The sequence below is a fragment of the Bacillus badius NBRC 15713 genome (genome assembly GCF_001591605.1).
Taxonomy (GTDB): Bacteria; Bacillota; Bacilli; order Bacillales; family Domibacillaceae; genus Pseudobacillus; species Pseudobacillus badius.
In genome coordinates this window covers 1-18999 of sequence record NZ_BCVF01000040.1, presented here as the reverse complement: position 1 = coordinate 18999, position 18999 = coordinate 1, and the positions used below count along the sequence as shown (strand labels likewise).

Genomic DNA, 18999 nt, shown 5'->3' with positions numbered 1-18999 from the left:
GCTAGTTTAAGAACCCGATAAAGCCCTGCAGCCAGCTTATAAAATAGCTGGCTGCAGGGCCTTTTTGGCTTTCTTTTGAAGAGAACGGAGAAAAACCACCTATTCCCATGAAAAGTATAGATACAGCTTTTTTGTAAATACTGTACTTATCAAAATCGTTTACGGGTGGTACCTATGAATAAGTCAGATTCTATTACTCCGCTGCAAGTCATTCTATTGGGGATGACTGCTATCGGCTTGAAAAATCATGTGCTTGCGATTGCTCCTTTAATCGAAACAGCCGGCCGGGATGCCTGGCTGGCGGTTCTGTTTACCTTTGCTCTGCAGCTGCTTTGGCTGCCGTTGTTGCTTTATATTCACCGGCAATGCAATGGACAGCCTTTATTAGTTTGGCTGTCAGGCATTATCGGTTCTAGGCTGACTAAAATGATCGCAGCTATCTTCATCGGATACTTGATCATTATGTCCAGTATCACTTTGCGGGAAACGATCGATTGGACGGGTATTGCCTATTTGCCGGAGACGCCGCCTTTTATACTCGTTATATTGTTTGTGTTCACATGCTGGATGTTAGCCAGCACAAATCTGCGTACGGTAAATATGGCCAATATCTTTCTTTTATTTTTTATTATCATACTTGGTGTCTTTGTGGCAGTAGCGAATATTCAGCATAAAAACCATTCTCTGCTTCTTCCGGTTTTGGAGCACGGATATGGCCGAGTATTTGATGCAATGATTTACCAGGCTTCCGGCATGTCGGAAATTTTTCTTATCTTTAATGATTTCAAATAAACTTCCTCTCTTTCATTGAATAAATATAAATCCAATTTTATTATAGTTTGTGAATCCTTTGCGAAACAGGTGATTAATACCTATTTGTCATAAAAGCCTCTATGTAAATAAAGGGAGCTTAATAAGAAAAAGGCTGAGAAGATAAATATTGTATGTTTGGCTATGGGTAAGCGTCAGTCTGCCTTAAATGATTGATCGGTCCTTTTTATGCTGCTTTTAGCAGTTCCAGAATTAGCTCCAACTGTCTCCCCTATTTAGGAACTTGCTTTAAAAAGAAAGTTCCCGCGGCAAAGCTCTTCTTAGCTTGATTCCTTCGTTCTTTTATTGGAGCACTACATTTTTTGAAGTTTATCCGTTTCCTGAGAGAGGCAGACCTGCCCGAAATTAACTATCTTCATAAAGGACACGGTTTGGCGTGTACAACCATACTTTAAGAAGAGGCTGCCTGTTTAATTTAATTGCTGTTTCCAGATTTAAAAATATACAATTTTTGTCTTGTTTTATACTAAAGTAAAAAGGAATTCAGCGTTTTTTCTAGAATTTATATATGTAAGAGGTGTGTCCTATCCAGTTTTATTACAGGGAGGGAAAACTTTTGTCTGTATATGAACAGCTGCCAAACGATCTTTTAGCAGGATTCTTCGTGGAAATCAGCAATAATATAAGGAAAGGCCTTCTTTCGGAGGCCATGTATCAGGAAATAGCTTTAATTAAAACTGTAGCTGAAAAACGAAAGATATCAGAACTGGACTTGCAGCAGATCTATGAAGAAAAAGTAAAACCTCAATACACCCGAACGGATCAGTCGGATCATTTGTCATCTGCTATTGATATACCAGTCGCTCAGCCTGACTGATCAGAGAAAAAGCGCTGAAGCTAATCTTGGATTAGCTTCAGCGCTTTTTTGTTGTCCAGAAATTGAGGATACACAAAACGCCTAAATACGTCTAAAATAGAATAGTTGGCATGGAGCAGCCTGGGCTGTTCAATAGATTGACTAGGAAAGAAAGGATGTTGAAAGATGGGTACACATACAAATCAGACAAAGCTATTCATGGAATATCTCTCGATTATTCTCGGTTCGGCTTTAGTCGGTTTATCCTATAATATTTTTCTGCTGCCGGCGCGGCTTGCAGCGGGAGGCGTCTCCGGCATCAGCACTATTCTCTATGAGCTGTATCATTTTAATCCTGCTTATGTGCAATGGATAATCAATATTCCCTTATTCTTTTTGGGACTTTGGCTTCTCGGTAAAGATTTCAGCTTAAAAACACTAGTGGGAACGTTCTTCGTTCCATTTACGATCTGGCTGAGTACGGACATCCCGTTCAAAATTGACAATCCTTTGCTGGCTGCTATTTATGGAGGCATCCTTCTTGGGCTTGGATTAGGAATTGTCTACAGAGGAAAAGGATCAACTGGAGGACTGGCTACCGTCGCCCAAATCGTTAAAAAGTATACTGGGCTATCGAGCGGGTACTCCCAGTTAATTGTCGATGGATTGGTTGTGGTAAGCTCTGCTGTTGTATTCAACTTGGAATTAGCTTTATATGCAATGATGGCTATTTATGTAACAAGCAAGGTGATTGATTTTGTACAGCTGCAAACTTCGCCGTCGAAGCTTGTGCTCATTATTACCGAGCAAGAAGAGCTTATCCAGTCTATTATTAAGGATGAAATTGACCGGGGGCTTACGAAAGTTCGTTCCGTCGGCGGATTCTCCAATAAAGAAAAAACAATGATCCTTTGTGTAGTTGAACAGCAAGAAGCTATTTATCTAAAAAAAGTGCTGCAGGAGCAGGAGCCGACTTCCTTTGTTGTTTTCCTGAATGCTTCTGAAATCCTCGGCAGAGGCTTTTCGTTATCCAAGCTTTACGGAGCAGCCAAGCAAGATTAATTGGATGTATATTTGAAACTCCCGCCCGCCGTGATAGTAAGCAGAGGGCGGGAGTTAACATTGGCAGTGCAGCTATGTATAGGCTGGTTGATAGGGCTTGACAGAAAATCAGTTTACCTATAAACTAAAAACTACTTAAGTTTAGTATTAAACTAATGACTCAAGAGGAAATAAGGTGAAAATATGAAGGAATCTTCTAAGGAATGGTCCTTATCCAAGCAAGACGAACGTTTGGGACTGCTGTTGTGGTTTCGCATATCAAGAATATACAACCAAAGTATCCGGCAATCTAATCAGCATTTAAAAAAGTGGGAGTTGTCGGCGGCCCAATTTGACGTTTTAGTTCAGGTGGGTTCCCATGAACGATTATCCCAACAGGAATTAGCTGATAAGCTGTTTGTCACAAAAGGAAATATTACGCAATTATTAAGCAAGATGGAGCAAATGGGATTGATCAAGCGGGAGCAGGAATGGAAAACAAAGTATCTTTCGTTAACTGAGAAAGGGAGAGAACTGTTTCAAGAAGTGGTTCCGCAGCAGGAGCAGTTTCAAGCGGCGCAATTTTCGGGATTGGATGAAGAGGAGAAAAAGCAGCTTTTACAGTTGCTGAGAAAAATCCAGCACAAACAGAGGAAAGAATAGGAGGTAATGGAAATGGAATTTAAAGGACTTCATCACGTATCGGCCTTAACAGCAAGAGCGCCTCATAACTATGAGTTTTATACAAACATATTAGGCATGCGTTTAGTGAAGAAAACAGTCAATCAAGATGATCCGTCGATGTACCATTTGTTTTATGGAGATGAAAAAGGAAATCCAGGCACAGAAGTCACTTTTTTCGAAATTCCGATGCTGGCACAGAATCATGAGGGCACAAACAGCATTTCGGCGATTTCCTTTCGCGTGCAAAACGATCAGGCGTTGGCTTATTGGAAACAGCGCTTTGAAGAACTAGAGATAGAGCATGAAGAGATTGCCGAGAGGGCCGGCCGTGCTACATTAGCCTTTAGGGATTTTGAAGGACAGCGCCTCATGCTAGTATCCGATGAAAAGAATGAAGGAGTGGGAAGGCGGCATCCCTTGGGGGAAAGGACCAGTACCGGCTGAATACGGTATCCTGGGGCTGGGCCCTGTGAAGCTGACTGTGCGATATGCGGAAGCGACAGCTGATGTGCTAACAGATGTTCTGGGCTTCCGCAAAAAAGGGCAATATCCATCTGCTGTTGCCGGCCAGCCTGATATTTTAGTATTTGAAACTGGCGAGGGAGGAACAGGGGCAGAAATACATGTAGAAGAAAGAGCGGATCTTCCACCCGAACGACCTGGCCGCGGCAGTGTACATCATGTCGCACTTCGAGTGGACAATGAAGAACAACTGCGCGAGTGGATTGAACGTATAAATGAAGCAGCATTTCCTAACTCCGGATTGATTGATCGGTTTTACTTCCGTTCACTGTATTTTAGAGAACCAAATGGCATTCTTTTTGAAATAGCAACTGATGGCCCGGGGTTTGATGCAGATGAAGACATTCATCATTTAGGGGAATCTTTGGCATTGCCGCCGTTCCTCGAATCCAGACGAGAGCAGATAGAAGCCAAGTTAAAGCCATTAGACACAAAGCTAGGATAGGAGAAGTTCGGAAAGGAGCAGATGAACATGAAACATATTTTTCAACAGGGGCAAGATGCCAATGTCCCTACACTTCTTTTGCTGCACGGAACGGGAGGAACCGAGCATGATTTGCTCACGGTCGGCCAGATGATCTCTCCACAGTCCTCCCTTCTGAGCGTGAGAGGGAATGTGTCTGAGCATGGCATGCCGCGTTTTTTCCGGCGGCTGGCCGAAGGAGTGTTTGATGAAGAGGATCTTATTTTCCGCACCAAGGAGCTGAACCAATTTTTAGATGACAGTGCCAAACAGTACCAATTTGATCGCCGGAATGTAATAGCAGCAGGCTATTCCAATGGAGCCAACATCGCGGCGAGTCTGCTTTTCCATTTTCAAGATGCCTTAAAAGGAGCGGTTTTATTTCATCCTATGGTGCCTATCCGTGGAAGAGAATTGCCTGATTTGGGCGGGACAGAGGTATTTATCGGCGCCGGCGAAAATGATCTATTATGCCCTCCGCAGGAAACAAAAGAGCTGGACCGCTTACTGACAGAAGCAAAAGCCAATGTCCATGTTCATTGGGAAACTAACGGCCATCAATTATCAGGCAGCGAAATCCAGCATGCTGCTTTATGGTTTCAGCAGCAATTTGCTTAGCGGCAGCTTAATTTTGGGGGAGTGAACGTTAACAGTCCATGAATTATTTTTAATTTGAACATAGTGCAAAATTCAAATATAAATTTACTATGATCAGCAAACAAGCATGACTTATAGACAATCTATTCTTTTGGAGCATTCAGGACATTTACCAGGCTTATCATCCCTAAAACAAAAAAAGAAAGAGATCAATCCGCAAACCTGTAAAAATACATGGCAGCAGGTTCGAAAATGGCCTCCTTTCATTAAGCTATAAAAAATTGCCCCTTCAATTGTTAGCAGTGTCTAACAATTGAAGGGGCAATTCACTGCATTAGGCTCTTTTTTATGACCTAAACATTTGTATCCTTAGATTTTATCCTATTCAGCGAGATAAATAAGCTCTCCCGAAAAGACACTTGAGAGTGAATACCGTACAGCAATTATTTCCGGAACATGATCGAAGTAGCGATGGAAGAAAACCCTATAACAATAGCCAATGGAAGAGCTCGTGCCATTAATGCTTCAGCTACATAATCCAATTGGAAAACAACTGCAAAACTGATTGACGAAACCATGAGTATAGTCAATACAATCCATCTGATGATTTGTTTAATCATTTTATCTACCTTCTATCTACTGAATAATGTTTTATAGCTGGTTTTCCTACACTGCCGTAAAAGGTTTTTTTCCATAGTACACCGTCCCAATTAGATCTATGTTCCTGTACAATCTTTATTTTGTGCGTGTGTCTGCCTTTTTTATAGTAAAAATCTCGACTAGAGTATCCAGAACCGGGACCTGACAGTACAATTTTTTCAGTTACTTTTTTGCTGCCTGATGCATTTAAATTAAAAGCACTTTTAACAGCTGGCAAAGAAGCATTTGGAATTTCTTTGCTGAATGTACCTGAAATAGTAGCTGATATTTCTTTTGACTTTTCGTAGCTCATTCCTCTTGCAATACTCATGATAAAGTATGGATTTGATAAATATGACCAACTTTTAGTTATTCCTTGATCATACACATACCATTTATCATATTCCCTATAATTGTCCATTGGAGTGACTACAGTTGAATTGATTTGAGCTGCTGGTTCATAATATCCTAGCAATACTTCATTATTCCTATCGTAGTCTTGAGTTATAGGTTCAGAAAGTTGAACAAAACTATAATTTTCGACATCATCTCCTGTAGGAAATTCAATTTCTTCGTCTGGAATTGTGTCAGTGGGGAGATTTGTTTCTGCCTTAGCGGGATGAAGCGTGCCAAAGGTAGTCAACATCAAAGTGGTTACAATAAATAAAGACCAAAGCCTTTTCAAAACTCACACCCCCTTTTTATAGATTATTATCTTTTTCTATAAAAATACATTAAATCCCTTTTTTGAATTTAACTAAAGCTGGCGGCAGAAGAAAATACGCAGCTTTTAATGGTGATCATTCTTATTTGGCTTCTGTAGACTAACTAATGGTGAATTGATTGATTTTTACTGTACGATCTTTTTTTCACATTCGTTAAAAGGAGCGCTGTACAGATAACGATCATCAGAATGCACAAACCGTTTAAAATAACATGAGTTGCCGTGTCAAACTTAATACCTGTTTGGAAATTAGCCATCATAATAATGACAAATGCCATGAGAGAAATAGTTAGGCTTACTGTTCTTTTCAAATAGTCAACCCCAATCTTTTTCTAGAAGGCATTTCTAGAAATCTGCTTTCTTGCAAGATATACCGCTTTACCCACAGCTGAATTTTTGCATCGAACGACCGTTTATTCACCTAAAGGGTTTCTCGATGCAAAATTCAGCCTCTCTCAGCATCCGAAACCTAGAATAAATCCGCTTTATCCAAGTGCGTGTGCATCTTATCCTGATTGACTCTTTCTAAATAGACATTGGTTGTAGAGATATCTGCATGACCGGCCCAGTCTTTGATGACTGCAAGCGGCACATCGTTTTCGAGCATGACAGTCACGAAGGTATGACGAAACCAGTGAGGGCTGATTTTTGAATTTTTTCCGGCTAATTCTACCGCCTCTTTGACAATCTTATAAAGCGCCGGATAGGTTAAGCGCTTTTTTGTTTTGCGAGGAGTTTCTTCCTTATTATATAGCGCAAAAAAGAGCGGGCTCTGATCTTCTAAATTTAATTCTGTTGAATCTCCGGTGCTTTTTCGGTAACTGAATAATACTTCCTTTACTTCGTTTCTTATGGGAACAGTTCGTTGTTTTTTTCCTTTTCCGATTACATCGACAAACAAGTGTCCTTGGTGACTGTACCGGAAGCTGCCCCAGTTTAAGCTGAGCAGTTCGCTGGCCCGCAGCCCGGTGCTATAAAGCAAGTAACCGATCAGTAAATTACGCTTTTGCAGCTGTTCCCGATTTTTTTTGGCTTTAACGATTTTAGGAAAGAAAGTAAGCAGCCATTGAGCATCTGCCTGGCTTAATTCTCGGCGGGGCACCCGGTGAAGCTCTTCATTTGGACGAGTTTCTTCCATTATATAGTGTCCTTTTTGAACGGCCGGCTTGGTCAGCCAGGTAGAGAGGTGGCTTTTATAAAATTGTGTTTCATAGCCGAAGTCTAACAATCGCTGAAAAAAGCCCAGCTTTCTTCTTGCGGACTTGACTGCGTAGGTTTCGTTGATTAAGCGGTTGTAGGCCTTCACCTCCGGAAACCCGATATCCCGAAACGATAAGGAGTGTTCGACCAAAAAATCCAGCAGTGTTTTGGCGTCGGAACGATAGGCTTTAATCGTATGGGGAGAAAGCTGCTTTCCTTCTTCAAAAATTTTCATGGCAAAAAACAATTCCAAGAAATCCTGCTCGGAACTCTCGGAAAGATTCAAGTTTCTATTTTCATCCAGCAGCTTCCGGTGATCTAAATTTTCCTGCAAATGCGCTAAATAATTTTCATTCGATAGGTGGTTCATAAAAGAAAGTTCATTCATGTGTTCTACCGCCTCATTAAGTTTTACAATAAATATATTATGTATAGTAAAGATAATCCCTTCTTATCTTTACTATACATAATAACACAAATAGAAAAGAAAAATGTTCTTTTATGAGATAGGATGTTAGCCAGTTTGTTCCTTCTCTCAAACCCATTGAATCATCTTCCTTTATGTGTAATAATAGGAATGATAATCCAGTTGGGTGTTGCCGTGCTATTTTTCATTTGTCTGTACTCATCCTGCAAAATAAAAGCAGCTGTCAATATAGTAAAAGATCCGCTTTGGCTGAAACTCAAAGCGGGTCTTTTACTGCAGAAAAATTGGATAATAATTCTTGTTTGAAAGACGGATAGAATGAAAGATAATCATAGTAGCTGGGAAAGTTATGTCTAGACTAGCGGTATTGACGGTTTGATCAAACAGTAGGGAGAGTAGGTCAAACCGCCTACAACCGGTTAGTTGATAGTAACTGCCATTTTCTGTTTCTCTTATTCGAAAAGTCTTTTTTTGTGCTCAAAAGGCTTAAATTTTTGCCTAATATGAATAATAAAGGGCATTAACCTTCTGCTGACCCCTTAGACAAAATTGTCTAATTACTTTAAGATTATTTTACACAAAATGATAGCAGAAAAAGTACAACGCCAATATAGAGCAACCAAAACACAAAAGGAAGAACTTATGACTCCTATTAGAACAATAATTGTAGATGACCATCCGGATTCTTTAGAGATTTTAAGCTTTTTTGTCAGTCAGAATCCGTCTTTTCAAGTAGTAGCCCATTGCGAAAACGGGGAGGATTTAATTCGGCAAGTGATGCTCACAAAACCCGACTTGGTGATTGCGGACATCAATTTACCGAAGTTGAACGGTGTAGATGCCATTAAGAAATGTATTTCATTTCAGCCTCATTTGAAATTTATTTTTGTGACAGGATATGAAGACTTTGCGGTTGAAGCTTTTAATATTTCGGCCGTCGATTACATTGTTAAGCCAGTGAAAATGACAAGAATATATCAAGCGTTGGAAAAAGCAGAACACGTGATTCGAGGCGCACTGCATACAGAAAAGAGTCCGATAAGACAAAGTAAGACGTTATGCGTCAAGTCAGAGGGCTCCTTTTATTATATTAAACAAGCAGATGTTTATTTCATAGAAAAAGCTGGAAAGAAATGCTTTATTCATACGAAGAATAAAACTTATGAGGTATATGAGAATATCGCCAATATATTGCAGACATTGGGAGATCAGTTTTACCTATCTCACCGCTCGAACATTATTAATTTAGAAGCTGTCTCGCATGTTACGCAGAAAAACGAAACCTATTTAGCTTTTTTTCCAGAATACTCTAAGCACGCGCATATTTCAAAATTAAAAATTAGAGAATTTCAAAAAAAGATGAGAGATTTAAATCAATAATATTTTAAAAGAGACATACTAAACAAAATAAAGAGGGGTGCCTTATTTACAAGATCGTTATGGAAGAAAATTGTCCAAAGCAAAGAGGCTTCTCACTGGAGAAAGAGGAATGCATATGAAGAAGGTTTTTATATTTTGTAATTATGAACCATTAGCATTCTTAATCGAGAGGATTGTGACCCTTCATTTTTCTGCGGAAATTATTTTATCTGATCGAAAGATGGAAGCCTTTGATATGTATTATTTGTTTGAGCCAGACCTAGTTGTGATTGATCTTGATGAAGCGGGGAACAACTTGCTGAGGGAAATCAAAGCTGTACATCCGTCACAAAGATTTTTAGGGCTCGTACCTGATTCATTAGATCCTTTTTCAATAGATGATGTCAGCGGCATAGATAAGGCACATTTAATTTCAAAACCTTTTCACATTAATGAATTAATCATCAAAACAAAGGATTCCCTGTATAGACGCACAGATCATACGCTTGAAAAAAATTAAAAAGCTGGACAGTGAAAAACTACACACTAGTTATACGTCTTTGAGAATTCCTGCATGAAACGCCCTAACAACAACTGTTTTGGTGAGCGACGCCAGCCCTTCCGGTTAAGGAAGAGCTGGTGTTGCTGTTTTTTGTATATACTGATCGATCAGCGCCTTTAAAGAACGGATATCTACCGGCTTCACTAAATAATCTTCGAACCCGGACTCTAAGGCATATTGAATATCCTTCTTAAGTGCATGGGCACTGATCGCAATGATGGGAACCTCTTGATATTCGGGGAGGCAGCGGATTTTCTTGCAAACCTGTAAACCGTCCATCAGTGGGAGGTTAATATCGAGCAATACTAAATCAAACCGCTGCTCTTGGACCAGCTCGAGCCCCGACAGCCCGTCAGCTGCAGTCACTAACTCAATGTTGAAAAACACTTTAAATTGCTCTTTCAGCAGGTGCCGATTTTCTTCATTATCCTCTATATAAAGAACTTTAAAGTTTTTTTATCTTTTTCCTTCAAGAAAGGGGCCAGAGGGGCTTCAGTGGTTACATTTGCCTTAGGAAGCTCTATCCAAAAAAGCGTGCCTTTATTCTTTTCGCTTTCAACCCCATATTGTCCATTCATTTGTGTCACAAATTCTTTAACAAGAGATAAGCCGAGTCCGCGCCCTTCCGTAAGGTTTAATACTTCATCGCTGCGATAGAAGGGCTCGAAGATTCTTTCAAGATCGTGATCATGAATACCGGGTCCGTTATCCCGTACTTCAATCCGGGCTTTATCTTTCATTTCCTTATATAAAACAGTCACAAGTCCCGACGTTCCGCCATATTTGATGGCATTTGACAGTAAATTCATTACTACTTGCTTGAGCCGCAGCGGATCTCCTTCTACGAAAAGAGAGCTAGCCGGGTGTATATTAGAGGTGATGACTACTCCATTGATCTCGGCAGAAGCCATCACCATACTGAATAATCGTCACCAGATTGACAGGTTCTTTGGCAACTTTACTGTTCCCTTCCTCTAATCCGACGTAATCCAAGATGTCATTGATTAAGTTAGTTAAATGAATAGTCGCATTTTTGATTTTCCCGGTGTGTTTATGGATCGTTCCCTGTGCTTTCAACTCTATCATTTGGGCATAGCCTAAAATAGAGTTTAGGGGCGTACGCATTTCATGACTCATCATGGAAAGAAATTTAGACTTTGCCAGATTTGCCCGCTCTGAGGCGATTTTTTCTTCTATCAATGCTTGTTCAAATGCTTTTCTCTCCGTTAAATCGCGGGCAATGATCAGGTAATAGGTTCTCCCTTGAAAGTAATGGCAAGAGATGCTCAGATCAACAGGTATCTTTTCCCCATCTTTTTTTACCCAGCTCACTTCCACAGTCATTTTCTTTTCTTGTTCGATTGTTTGCGCGACATGATCAATTATTTGCTGATACTCAGGAGCAATAATTGCCTTGGGGGGCATTTTCTTTAATTCGTCTGCCGTGTAGCCAAGTAATTGGACCACAGCCGCATTAACTTCATAGAAAAAAGGCTTGCCCCGGTTCGCGCAACAGACCAGCAGCATGGCATCTTTAGATGTGTGAAAAATTTCTCTGAATTTTTTGTTTAATGAGAGTGATAACTTAAATAAAGCCTCTTTTTCCTTTATCGCTTTCTCCAGTGACCGGTTTTTATGCTGCAATTCTTCCATTATAAGCATTCTCTCTAGTACGTGGCCGACCTGCTCACATATCTTCTCAATTAAATAGATCTCTGCCTGGGCGAAAGCTTCCCGTGATTTAGAACCAAATGACAACGTGCCGAGAACTTCTTCACCGGCGATAAGCGGGTGACACACATAACACTGGATGCCCAGTTCTTTTATACGTTGTAACTTGGGGTCAGAAGAAGCCGGTATGTGATTGGCGACCACTCTTTCCTTCAGCTGGGCTACATATCCGCAAACCGCTTCTCCATATTCAAGCTGTTTCCATTGTTTAGCCTCTGAATGACCAATGCCCTTATAGTTAATTAAACTTATTTTTTGCGCCTTAGGATCAGCCAAATAATTGAAATAGATATCTAATCCCAGCAAGTCTGCTAATTGATCGAATAAGTGATCCAACAGTTCTTTAGGTTCTTTGCTCAATAACAGCCTTTGGGTGACTTCGTCCATTATTTGCTGTCCACCCTTAGTTTGTTCGACAAGTCCTTTCACTGTATCGCCGGAAGTTGTATTTTTAATGACCAGGACAAAATCCTCTTCGTATGGAAAAATAGAGATCCTCATCCTTTTCTCCCTGCCATGGTTAGATAGTATAAACTCGGCCTGGCTTTCCCTATTCATTCCTATATCCTTTTCTATTCCTGGAAGAAGATTGGTGACGGGTATTCCGCTTAATTGATCGCCGGTTATTCCAAAAGCCTCTCTTCCGGTCTCATTCATATATTTCACATTTAAATCCGCGCCAATTACGACAAACATCTCATTAGACGTGTGTATGTTCATTTTCCTCTCCTTATATTTACTGAATATCCGATGGCTCTTTGATGAAAATGACTGGTTTCTCTTAACATAGGAGGAAAATAAAAATCAAATAGACCAATCTCCGTTTCTTTTTTTTATATCAAGTGATCTTGAAGGCTGACAGAGGCAGTTCCTTTATCAAGCTGCTTTTTAAGTCTTTAAAAAATAAATCTAGAACCATTTTACTGCAAGAAGCACATTTTTTGTTAAAAAATATGATTATCTCTTTAGAAAATAGTAATAGTTTATATCAATAGTTTTTAAAATCTATCAAGCAAAGGAATGTCTATATAATTAACATTTTTAGAAAAACGAGTGAACTTTACAAACTTTTAACAGGGCGTTTATACAGTCATGAAAGTGACACTTTAAAATAAGTGGAGGCTTGTGCAGGATAAGGAGGAAAATCATGAAGAAAAAGTCAGTTTGTTCACTTGCTTTACTTGCTTGTTTATCTGTTTCCCCAGTCTCTTCTGAAGGGGGGATGAAAGGAATGGTTTCCGCAACAGAAGCAGCGGCGATCAATCCGCAAAAAAATCCCGCTCTTTTGATTACTGAGCTGGTGCCGGATACGGCGAATGCAGGGAAAAGCGATGGCTATGAATTTATCGAAATCTACAACAATAGTAATCAGTCCGTCTCATTAAAGGATTACACTTTACTGTACCGCTATCCGGAAAGCGAGAATAAGCCGGATGCCGAGTGGACATTTACAGAAGCGAAAACAATCCAACCGCAGGAAACCATCGTGGTGTGGGTGAAGAATAGCGCCAATGCAGATATGACTCTTGAGGACTTTAACCGCAATTTTCAAACCGATTTGAGTGCTGAGCAAGTAACAACGGTAGAATCAGCCGGAATGGCGAATACTGCTTCGCGCACCCTTGTGCTGGCGGATACATATAAAAACGAAATTTCAAAAGCAAGCTACACAAAGGAACAGGTGGCAGAAAATAAAGGAATTCAATATAAAATAGCGGACGACCAAAAGAATATGGAGGTTCTTCACTCAAATGAACCGGCTAATCCAGGAGAAGTACTGCCTGATCAAGTGCCAAGCGAGCCGGTTCATAGCGGGCAAGATTTAAAAGCGCCGGTTATTGATCATACGGCAGTGACGGCCGTCGATGCCACGGAGGACTTGCGGCTTAACGCTCAAGTAACAGATGAAACAGCTGTGAAAAAAGTAAAAGTGATCTATCGCTTCGGTCAAAGCAGCTCTTGGAAAGAAGCTGACATGACAGCAGCTGAAACGTCGCCTCATACATACACAGTCGTCATTCCAAAGGAAGAACTGATTAGTAAAGAGATGTCCTATCGCATCGAAGCTTATGACGGGAACCAAACGGCGACAACCGAAGAATTTAAAGTAGCCATCAAAGGAAGCAGCTTTGATGCGCAGAGAGCACCTGCACTGTTAGTGACAGAACTAGTTCCTGATTCTGCCAATGTGAATGATCTGGATGGCTATGAATTCATCGAGGTTTATAACAATACAACAGAAACGATTAACTTAAAAGACTATAAACTGCGCTATCGTTATCCCGCCGAGGGACCCGAAGCCGATTTGGTTTGGGGACCAGAAAAGGAGGACGTCATGCTGTCATCCGGAGAAACGATGGTATTTTGGATAATAAACGCAGGCAATAAAGACAAGTCTGTAGCTGACTTTAACAAGCATTATAATGTGAATTTAACCGAGAACCAGAACATTGTGAAGGTTCACTCCGGCGGGATGGCTAACAGCGGGGCGCGGGGAATCGCTATTGCGACGAATACAGGAAAAGATATTTCAGTTGGCTATTATAACGATGAAGGCACAAAGGATGACACAGTGGCGGATAAGGGCATTTTCTATACCTTCCCCCAAACGCCTGGCGACACAGTAATGAAAAAATACAGCAGCGGCACAGAAGCAGCCACACCCGGCGCCAATGCAGACATACAAGTACCTGCGGAAAAGGTGACAGTGGAGCCTGATACAGAAAAGCCTGTATTAACGGATTTAACAGAAGCCGCCCCTGTATCTGAAATGAATGATGTGAAACTAACCTTTGATATTAAAGACAATCATTCAGTGAAAACAGCTCGCTTATTTTATAAAAATAATGAGGAAGCGGCTTATCATTCGGTAGACTTAACTGAAAACTATGATGACAAACTGTATCATCATACCATTTTTTCGCCAAGCTTAATCGGCAAGCAGGAGATTGAGTACTATGTAGTCGTATCTGATGGTTCAAATGAAGTGAAAACAGCCGCCAAATCTATTTCTATTCTGCGGGATGACAAGCAGACCGGGATTGGATTGAACGTAGAGAATGACTCTTTACTAAATAAAACGGCCTTAATCAAAGCATTTCACTCCCAAAATTATGCGGACACGATCATCAAGATTGATGGACAGGATGTCACGGGAAAAACGACTCCTGCTCTCGCTGAGCCTGCTTATTTTGCTTTTGATGTGAAGAAAGTAAATTTGTACTTTAAAAATGGCGTAACGATTGGCGATGAAGCGTTGCATATTTTTGATGATACGATTAATACATATGTCACCAAAACAGTGCCAGTGGATCCGAAATATTTTGAGAAAGGCAAAGAAGCGGTGATTTCGATTCGTTCAGGAACAAAGGTATCGCCTTTTGATAAAGAGTCAGAGGAAAACCGCGATGATTTTTATGTCAAAAATGTACGGTTAGTGCTTAAAGACGGCACAGTTATCTATGACCCGGCCTACAGTGATCCGGACAAAGAACTATCAGTCGGTGACGGTTCATCCGCAAAGCCGGTAATTGATTTTGCCTTTGCGGTTCCTGATGAAAAATTCACAGCAAAAGCTTATAAGTGGGATACCACTCAAGTCAAGGAAGGCAAACATACGGTTGAGGCCGTTAACGGCAATGAGAAAAAGCAAGCCGCCGTCATTGTCGATAACAGCGCCCCTGTACTGACACCTTCTGTAGAAGAAGGAAAAGAATATAAAGGCGACTTCACGATTCATGCTGAGGTGGAGGATCAGTTTTCCGGAGTGGATCAAATGACTGCGGAGCTGGATGGCAAGGAAATTTCTCTGCCGTTCCATACGTCCTCCGCCGAACTGGAGCCTGGGAAACACACGCTAAAAGTGACAGCCGTAGATCAGATTGGAAATAAAGCTTCTAAAACAGTCACATTTGCTGTGGTGGAAGAGCAGCCGTTCAAGCCCGAAGCTGTTTCGCCAAAGGATGGAGCCAAAAATGTGCCCGCCTCTACAAAGCTGAGAGTAAAGGTGGCCGATCCTACGAAGGATGACCTAGATGTAGAATTTAAGCAGGGCTATCAGTACAAGGCAAACGAGAAGCAGCACATAGCTGTCTATCAAAATAACGCGGACCGTGAACCCCCGAAAGCAATGATTCCAGCCGGGGAAACAGAAGTGAAAGAAGTGGACAAGCTGGAAAAAGCCGACCAGCAATATGTCACAACAAAATCTGCGGATCAGTTTCCTTACCACCGCTTTGAGGTAACCGTGGATAAAGAAGTGAACGACACGGATGAGATTGAATTAAATTGGGAAGGCAAATCACTCATTGGACGAAAGGTTTCCATGTATGTGTGGAATTACAAAGCAAACAAATGGGAGCTGACCGAGTGGAAAATAGCAGAGAACGACAAAAACTTTAAGCTGCGCGGCTCGGTTAAAGGTCCTGACTATGTCAAAGACCAAAAAGTGCAAGTAATGGTCCAAGACGAAATTGCCTCAACGACCCAGTTTGACTACTCTTTTATTTGGATGTCTGATACCCAGTATTACTCTGAAAGCTACCCTCATATTTTTAAAAGAATGACTGAATGGGCAGTGGAGCAAAAAGAAGCCATGAACATTAAATATTTGTTCCACACGGGTGACCTGGTCGATGAAGCCGATCAGGACTATCAATGGAAACATGCCGATGAATATATGGGGTATTTAGATAAAGGAAATATTCCTTATGGGGTGTTGGCCGGAAACCACGATGTCGGACACAAAACGGGCGACTATAATGAGTACGGAAAATATTTTGGAGCAGAGCGCTTTCAATCTAAAGACTACTATGGAGAATCCTATAAGAATAACCGCGGACATTATGATTTAATCAGCTCGAACGGCAATGACTTCATTATGATTTATATGGGATGGGGAATCACTGATGAGGACATCGCCTGGATCAATGACGTGCTGGCTAGATATCCGGAAAGAAAAGCCATACTAAATTTCCATGAGTACCTGCTTGTTTCCGGAAACCGCAGTCCGATCGGCGATAAAATCTACAACAATGTGGTCCTTCCTAACAAAAACATTATAGCGGTGTTATCCGGCCATTATCATGATAGTGAAACGCTAGTAGATGAAATTGATGACGATAAGGATGGAAAACCGGACAGAAAAGTGTACCAGATGCTAGCGGATTACCAAGGAGGCCCAGAAGGCGGACAAGGATTTTTACGCATTATGCAGGTGAATCCAGTAGAAAACAAGATTTATATGAAAACATATTCGCCTTACTTAAATCAATACAATTATTATAATACGAGCGAGTACCCAGGCAAGGACGAATTTGTCATTGAAACAGAGCTCACACCAAAAGAGAAGGTAGTAGCGACAGATGCCTTTGAAGCCAATGTCTACACCAATAAAAAAATTGGAGAACAAAAAGGGGTAAAAGATCAACAAACCTCAGAAGCAGATTGGAGCCATCTTGAAAGCAACAAAGAATATGGATGGTATGTAACAGTAAAAGACCAATTCAAGGGAGAGGCCCGCTCCGATATTTGGACATTTGAAACGAGAGCTGATGGATCGAATGGCAACGGGAATGGGGGGATACCTGTACCTCCAGTAACAGAAAAGCCGGACGTTCCCGGTGAAGAGAAAGCCATTGAAATTAAACAAGAACACATTCAAATAAAGCCAGATCAATGGCTGATTGACTTAGGAGAAGAAAAAGCGAACCGCATGAGTATTCAGTTGCCGAAAGACCTGGTGGACAGTGCCGCAAAAAGCAAACAGCCTCTGCATATCGCTTTTTACACTGGTCATGGGATAACTCTTTCACCGGAAAACATGGCGTACTTACAAAAGCAGAATGGCCATTTTGTCAACATACAAGTAGCGAGAACAGAGGAGCCTGGCCAGTCGTTTATATCGGATGTCGTTGATGTAGCCATTTCTTCAGGAAGCCAATCGATCGCTGAGGCGTTCCCAACACCGGTTGAACTCAGCTTGAAGCTAAAGGGCACTGTACGAAAAGATCAAACCACCGGTGTGCGTTATGACGAAACGTCGAAAAGCTGGGAGTATGCAGGAGGCTATACGCAAGGGGAGAAATGGGTTATTCCCGTACGCCGTCTTTCAACATTCGCTGTGATGTCCAATAACAAAACATTTAAAGATACAAGCAGCCATTGGGCGAGAAAAGAAGTTCACTCGCTAGCTTCCAAATTGGTGACGAGCGGAAAGACAAATGAACTGTTCGAGCCGGAACAAAAGCTGACACGGGCGGAATTTGCGGTTCTTCTTACCCGGTTGATGCAACTCCCGGTGAAAGAGTATGAAGGTATGTTCAAAGACGTTCCGGCAAAGAAAGAGTGGGCAGCTGTTCAAATCGAAGCTGCCAGCCGGGCAGGAATTGTCTTCGGAAAAAAAGACGGCCATTTTGATCCGGATGCCAATATTACCCGTGAACAAATGGCGGCGATGATTATTCGAGCGATCGAATATCAGCAGCCAGAGCTGTTAAGCTCTATCCAGTCCAATCAATCCTTTACAGATGAAAAACGTATTAATGATTATGCAAAAGAAGCGGTGAGACAAGCAGCCGAACTCGGTATCATCTTTGGCCGGTCCAACGGCAAATTTGACCCCAAAAACGAAACAACAAGAGCTGAATCAGCCGTTATGCTTTACCGCATGCTGAATATCCAAGAAAAATAAGCAGAAAAAAGCTGTCCCCAATGACCAGGCAGAGTCATTGGAGACAGCTTTATTTTTATCTAAAGTTGATTGCCGGGTTGCATGCAAACTGTTTCTATGAAAATCAATCAGCACCCACCTCTCTAACAAACTTAGGATAAATTAACAGTTAGCAGAGAGGGAAAAAATTAATCTTTATTTGCACCAGGAGGCACTCTTAGAAGAAAGAACTGTTAAATCTAATACTCTAAGGTGAAAGACCTCATAAAATAGAAATAACTTAGGGGGAAATACTATGTGTGCTATGGGTTGTTTCTATTCTCAAAAACATTTTCAGACTGATTTAATGCCAATAATATTATTGTTTTTATTTATTTTGCTTACAAAAATTATTTGATTAGACCCGTCTGAGTGGTTATATCATAAAAAGTGTAGAAAAGTTTTGTGTTTTATTAAAACTTTTCCGATTCTTTTTTCGAATATATAAATAGAGGCAGCAATATATGCGAATTATGTTAGTGATTTTCTGAACACTGTATGTCGGTAATAATCCTTGTACAACAATTTTAAGAAGATAGACCTGGATTTGAGTCAATAATTTGGACACAAAAAAGTTAAGCCTCAGGCTGTTCTTCCAATTTGATCCTCAATGGCTTGAGGTGTTTGATAGCCAATACTGCTGTGAATTCTCTTTCGGTTATCCAGCCTTCTATAAACTGAAATATGGCCAGCTTTGCAGCTAGATAGTCCGTA

Annotated in this window: 14 protein-coding genes and 1 pseudogene; 9 read left to right on the top strand and 6 right to left on the bottom strand. The window is 41.0% G+C overall.

Translation table 11 applies throughout. The annotated features are described in order from the left end of the window. The first annotated feature begins 174 nt into the window (after window positions 1–174). The 6 genes and pseudogenes from BBA02S_RS16460 to BBA02S_RS16435 all read left to right on the top strand — a co-directional run bounded on the left by BBA02S_RS16460 (window position 175) and on the right by BBA02S_RS16435 (window position 4955). Window positions 175–792: a GerAB/ArcD/ProY family transporter gene (locus BBA02S_RS16460; protein ID WP_052477386.1), complete on the top strand. Its 618-nt coding sequence runs from the start codon at window positions 175–177 to the stop codon at window positions 790–792. 595 nt (window positions 793–1387) lie between these two features. Further along, the gene (locus BBA02S_RS16455; protein WP_052477385.1) at window positions 1388–1648 is read left to right on the top strand and encodes a hypothetical protein; all 261 of its coding nucleotides are present in this window, start codon (window positions 1388–1390) and stop codon (window positions 1646–1648) included. A 165-nt stretch (window positions 1649–1813) separates the two neighbouring features. Further along, window positions 1814–2689, top strand: a complete 876-nt coding sequence (locus BBA02S_RS16450; RefSeq protein WP_052477384.1) for a YitT family protein — start codon at window positions 1814–1816, stop codon at window positions 2687–2689. Between the two features lie 183 nt (window positions 2690–2872). Continuing rightward, window positions 2873–3331, top strand: a complete 459-nt coding sequence (locus tag BBA02S_RS16445; RefSeq protein WP_041098595.1) for a MarR family winged helix-turn-helix transcriptional regulator — start codon at window positions 2873–2875, stop codon at window positions 3329–3331. Window positions 3332–3343: 12 nt separating this feature from the next. Next, window positions 3344–4319 (top strand): annotated as a pseudogene (locus BBA02S_RS16440) (ring-cleaving dioxygenase). A 27-nt stretch (window positions 4320–4346) separates the two neighbouring features. After that, complete coding sequence (locus BBA02S_RS16435) at window positions 4347–4955, top strand: alpha/beta hydrolase (RefSeq protein WP_041114313.1); 609 nt, start codon at window positions 4347–4349, stop codon at window positions 4953–4955. A gap of 422 nt (window positions 4956–5377) precedes the next feature. Here the strand turns inward: BBA02S_RS16435 and BBA02S_RS20775 are convergent, their stop codons facing one another. From BBA02S_RS20775 to BBA02S_RS16425, 3 genes are all read right to left on the bottom strand, one after another. Then, window positions 5378–5554 (bottom strand): hypothetical protein, encoded by a 177-nt coding sequence (locus BBA02S_RS20775; RefSeq protein WP_156136621.1) that lies wholly within the window; start codon window positions 5552–5554, stop codon window positions 5378–5380. Window positions 5555–5559: 5 nt separating this feature from the next. After that, window positions 5560–6258: a hypothetical protein gene (locus BBA02S_RS16430; RefSeq protein WP_041114312.1), complete on the bottom strand. Its 699-nt coding sequence runs from the start codon at window positions 6256–6258 to the stop codon at window positions 5560–5562. A gap of 508 nt (window positions 6259–6766) precedes the next feature. Then, complete coding sequence (locus BBA02S_RS16425) at window positions 6767–7885, bottom strand: tyrosine-type recombinase/integrase (RefSeq protein WP_052477383.1); 1119 nt, start codon at window positions 7883–7885, stop codon at window positions 6767–6769. A gap of 621 nt (window positions 7886–8506) precedes the next feature. Between BBA02S_RS16425 and BBA02S_RS16415 the strand changes: the two genes are divergently transcribed. Both BBA02S_RS16415 and BBA02S_RS16410 read left to right on the top strand, forming a co-directional pair. Continuing rightward, window positions 8507–9304, top strand: coding sequence for a LytR/AlgR family response regulator transcription factor (locus BBA02S_RS16415; RefSeq protein ID WP_231557216.1), 798 nt, complete (start codon window positions 8507–8509; stop codon window positions 9302–9304). A gap of 115 nt (window positions 9305–9419) precedes the next feature. Next, entirely contained in the window at window positions 9420–9803 is a 384-nt protein-coding gene (locus BBA02S_RS16410; RefSeq protein WP_061786758.1) for a hypothetical protein, read from the top strand. A 105-nt stretch (window positions 9804–9908) separates the two neighbouring features. On the opposite strand, the gene BBA02S_RS16405 is transcribed toward BBA02S_RS16410, so the two are convergent. The 3 genes from BBA02S_RS16405 to BBA02S_RS16395 are packed head-to-tail and all read right to left on the bottom strand — an operon-like array spanning window position 9909 to window position 12296. Next, window positions 9909–10232: a response regulator gene (locus BBA02S_RS16405; RefSeq protein WP_052477382.1), complete on the bottom strand. Its 324-nt coding sequence runs from the start codon at window positions 10230–10232 to the stop codon at window positions 9909–9911. A 44-nt stretch (window positions 10233–10276) separates the two neighbouring features. Continuing rightward, the gene (locus BBA02S_RS16400) at window positions 10277–10762 is read right to left on the bottom strand and encodes a sensor histidine kinase (RefSeq protein WP_082040271.1); all 486 of its coding nucleotides are present in this window, start codon (window positions 10760–10762) and stop codon (window positions 10277–10279) included. Continuing rightward, entirely contained in the window at window positions 10716–12296 is a 1581-nt protein-coding gene (locus BBA02S_RS16395) for a PAS domain S-box protein (protein ID WP_041114306.1), read from the bottom strand. Before BBA02S_RS16395 ends, BBA02S_RS16400 begins: the two co-directional genes overlap by 47 nt. A 427-nt stretch (window positions 12297–12723) precedes the next feature. Between BBA02S_RS16395 and BBA02S_RS16390 the strand changes: the two genes are divergently transcribed. Next, window positions 12724–18267: an S-layer homology domain-containing protein gene (locus BBA02S_RS16390; protein WP_041114305.1), complete on the top strand. Its 5544-nt coding sequence runs from the start codon at window positions 12724–12726 to the stop codon at window positions 18265–18267. Window positions 18268–18999 lie beyond the last annotated feature (732 nt).

Bases quoted from the DNA above. Each gene is read 5' to 3' on its own strand.
- BBA02S_RS16415 (WP_231557216.1), top strand. From the start codon at position 8,507: ATGATAGCAGAAAAAGTACAACGCCAATATAGAGCAACCAAAACACAA.
- BBA02S_RS20775 (WP_156136621.1), bottom strand. From the start codon at position 5,554: ATGATTAAACAAATCATCAGATGGATTGTATTGACTATACTCATGGTT.
- BBA02S_RS16395 (WP_041114306.1), bottom strand. From the start codon at position 12,296: ATGAACATACACACGTCTAATGAGATGTTTGTCGTAATTGGCGCGGAT.
- BBA02S_RS16410 (WP_061786758.1), top strand. From the start codon at position 9,420: ATGAAGAAGGTTTTTATATTTTGTAATTATGAACCATTAGCATTCTTA.
- BBA02S_RS16450 (WP_052477384.1), top strand. From the start codon at position 1,814: ATGGGTACACATACAAATCAGACAAAGCTATTCATGGAATATCTCTCG.
- BBA02S_RS16435 (WP_041114313.1), top strand. From the start codon at position 4,347: ATGAAACATATTTTTCAACAGGGGCAAGATGCCAATGTCCCTACACTT.
- BBA02S_RS16425 (WP_052477383.1), bottom strand. From the start codon at position 7,885: ATGAATGAACTTTCTTTTATGAACCACCTATCGAATGAAAATTATTTA.
- BBA02S_RS16390 (WP_041114305.1), top strand. From the start codon at position 12,724: ATGAAGAAAAAGTCAGTTTGTTCACTTGCTTTACTTGCTTGTTTATCT.
- BBA02S_RS16400 (WP_082040271.1), bottom strand. From the start codon at position 10,762: ATGGTGATGGCTTCTGCCGAGATCAATGGAGTAGTCATCACCTCTAAT.
- BBA02S_RS16445 (WP_041098595.1), top strand. From the start codon at position 2,873: ATGAAGGAATCTTCTAAGGAATGGTCCTTATCCAAGCAAGACGAACGT.
- BBA02S_RS16460 (WP_052477386.1), top strand. From the start codon at position 175: ATGAATAAGTCAGATTCTATTACTCCGCTGCAAGTCATTCTATTGGGG.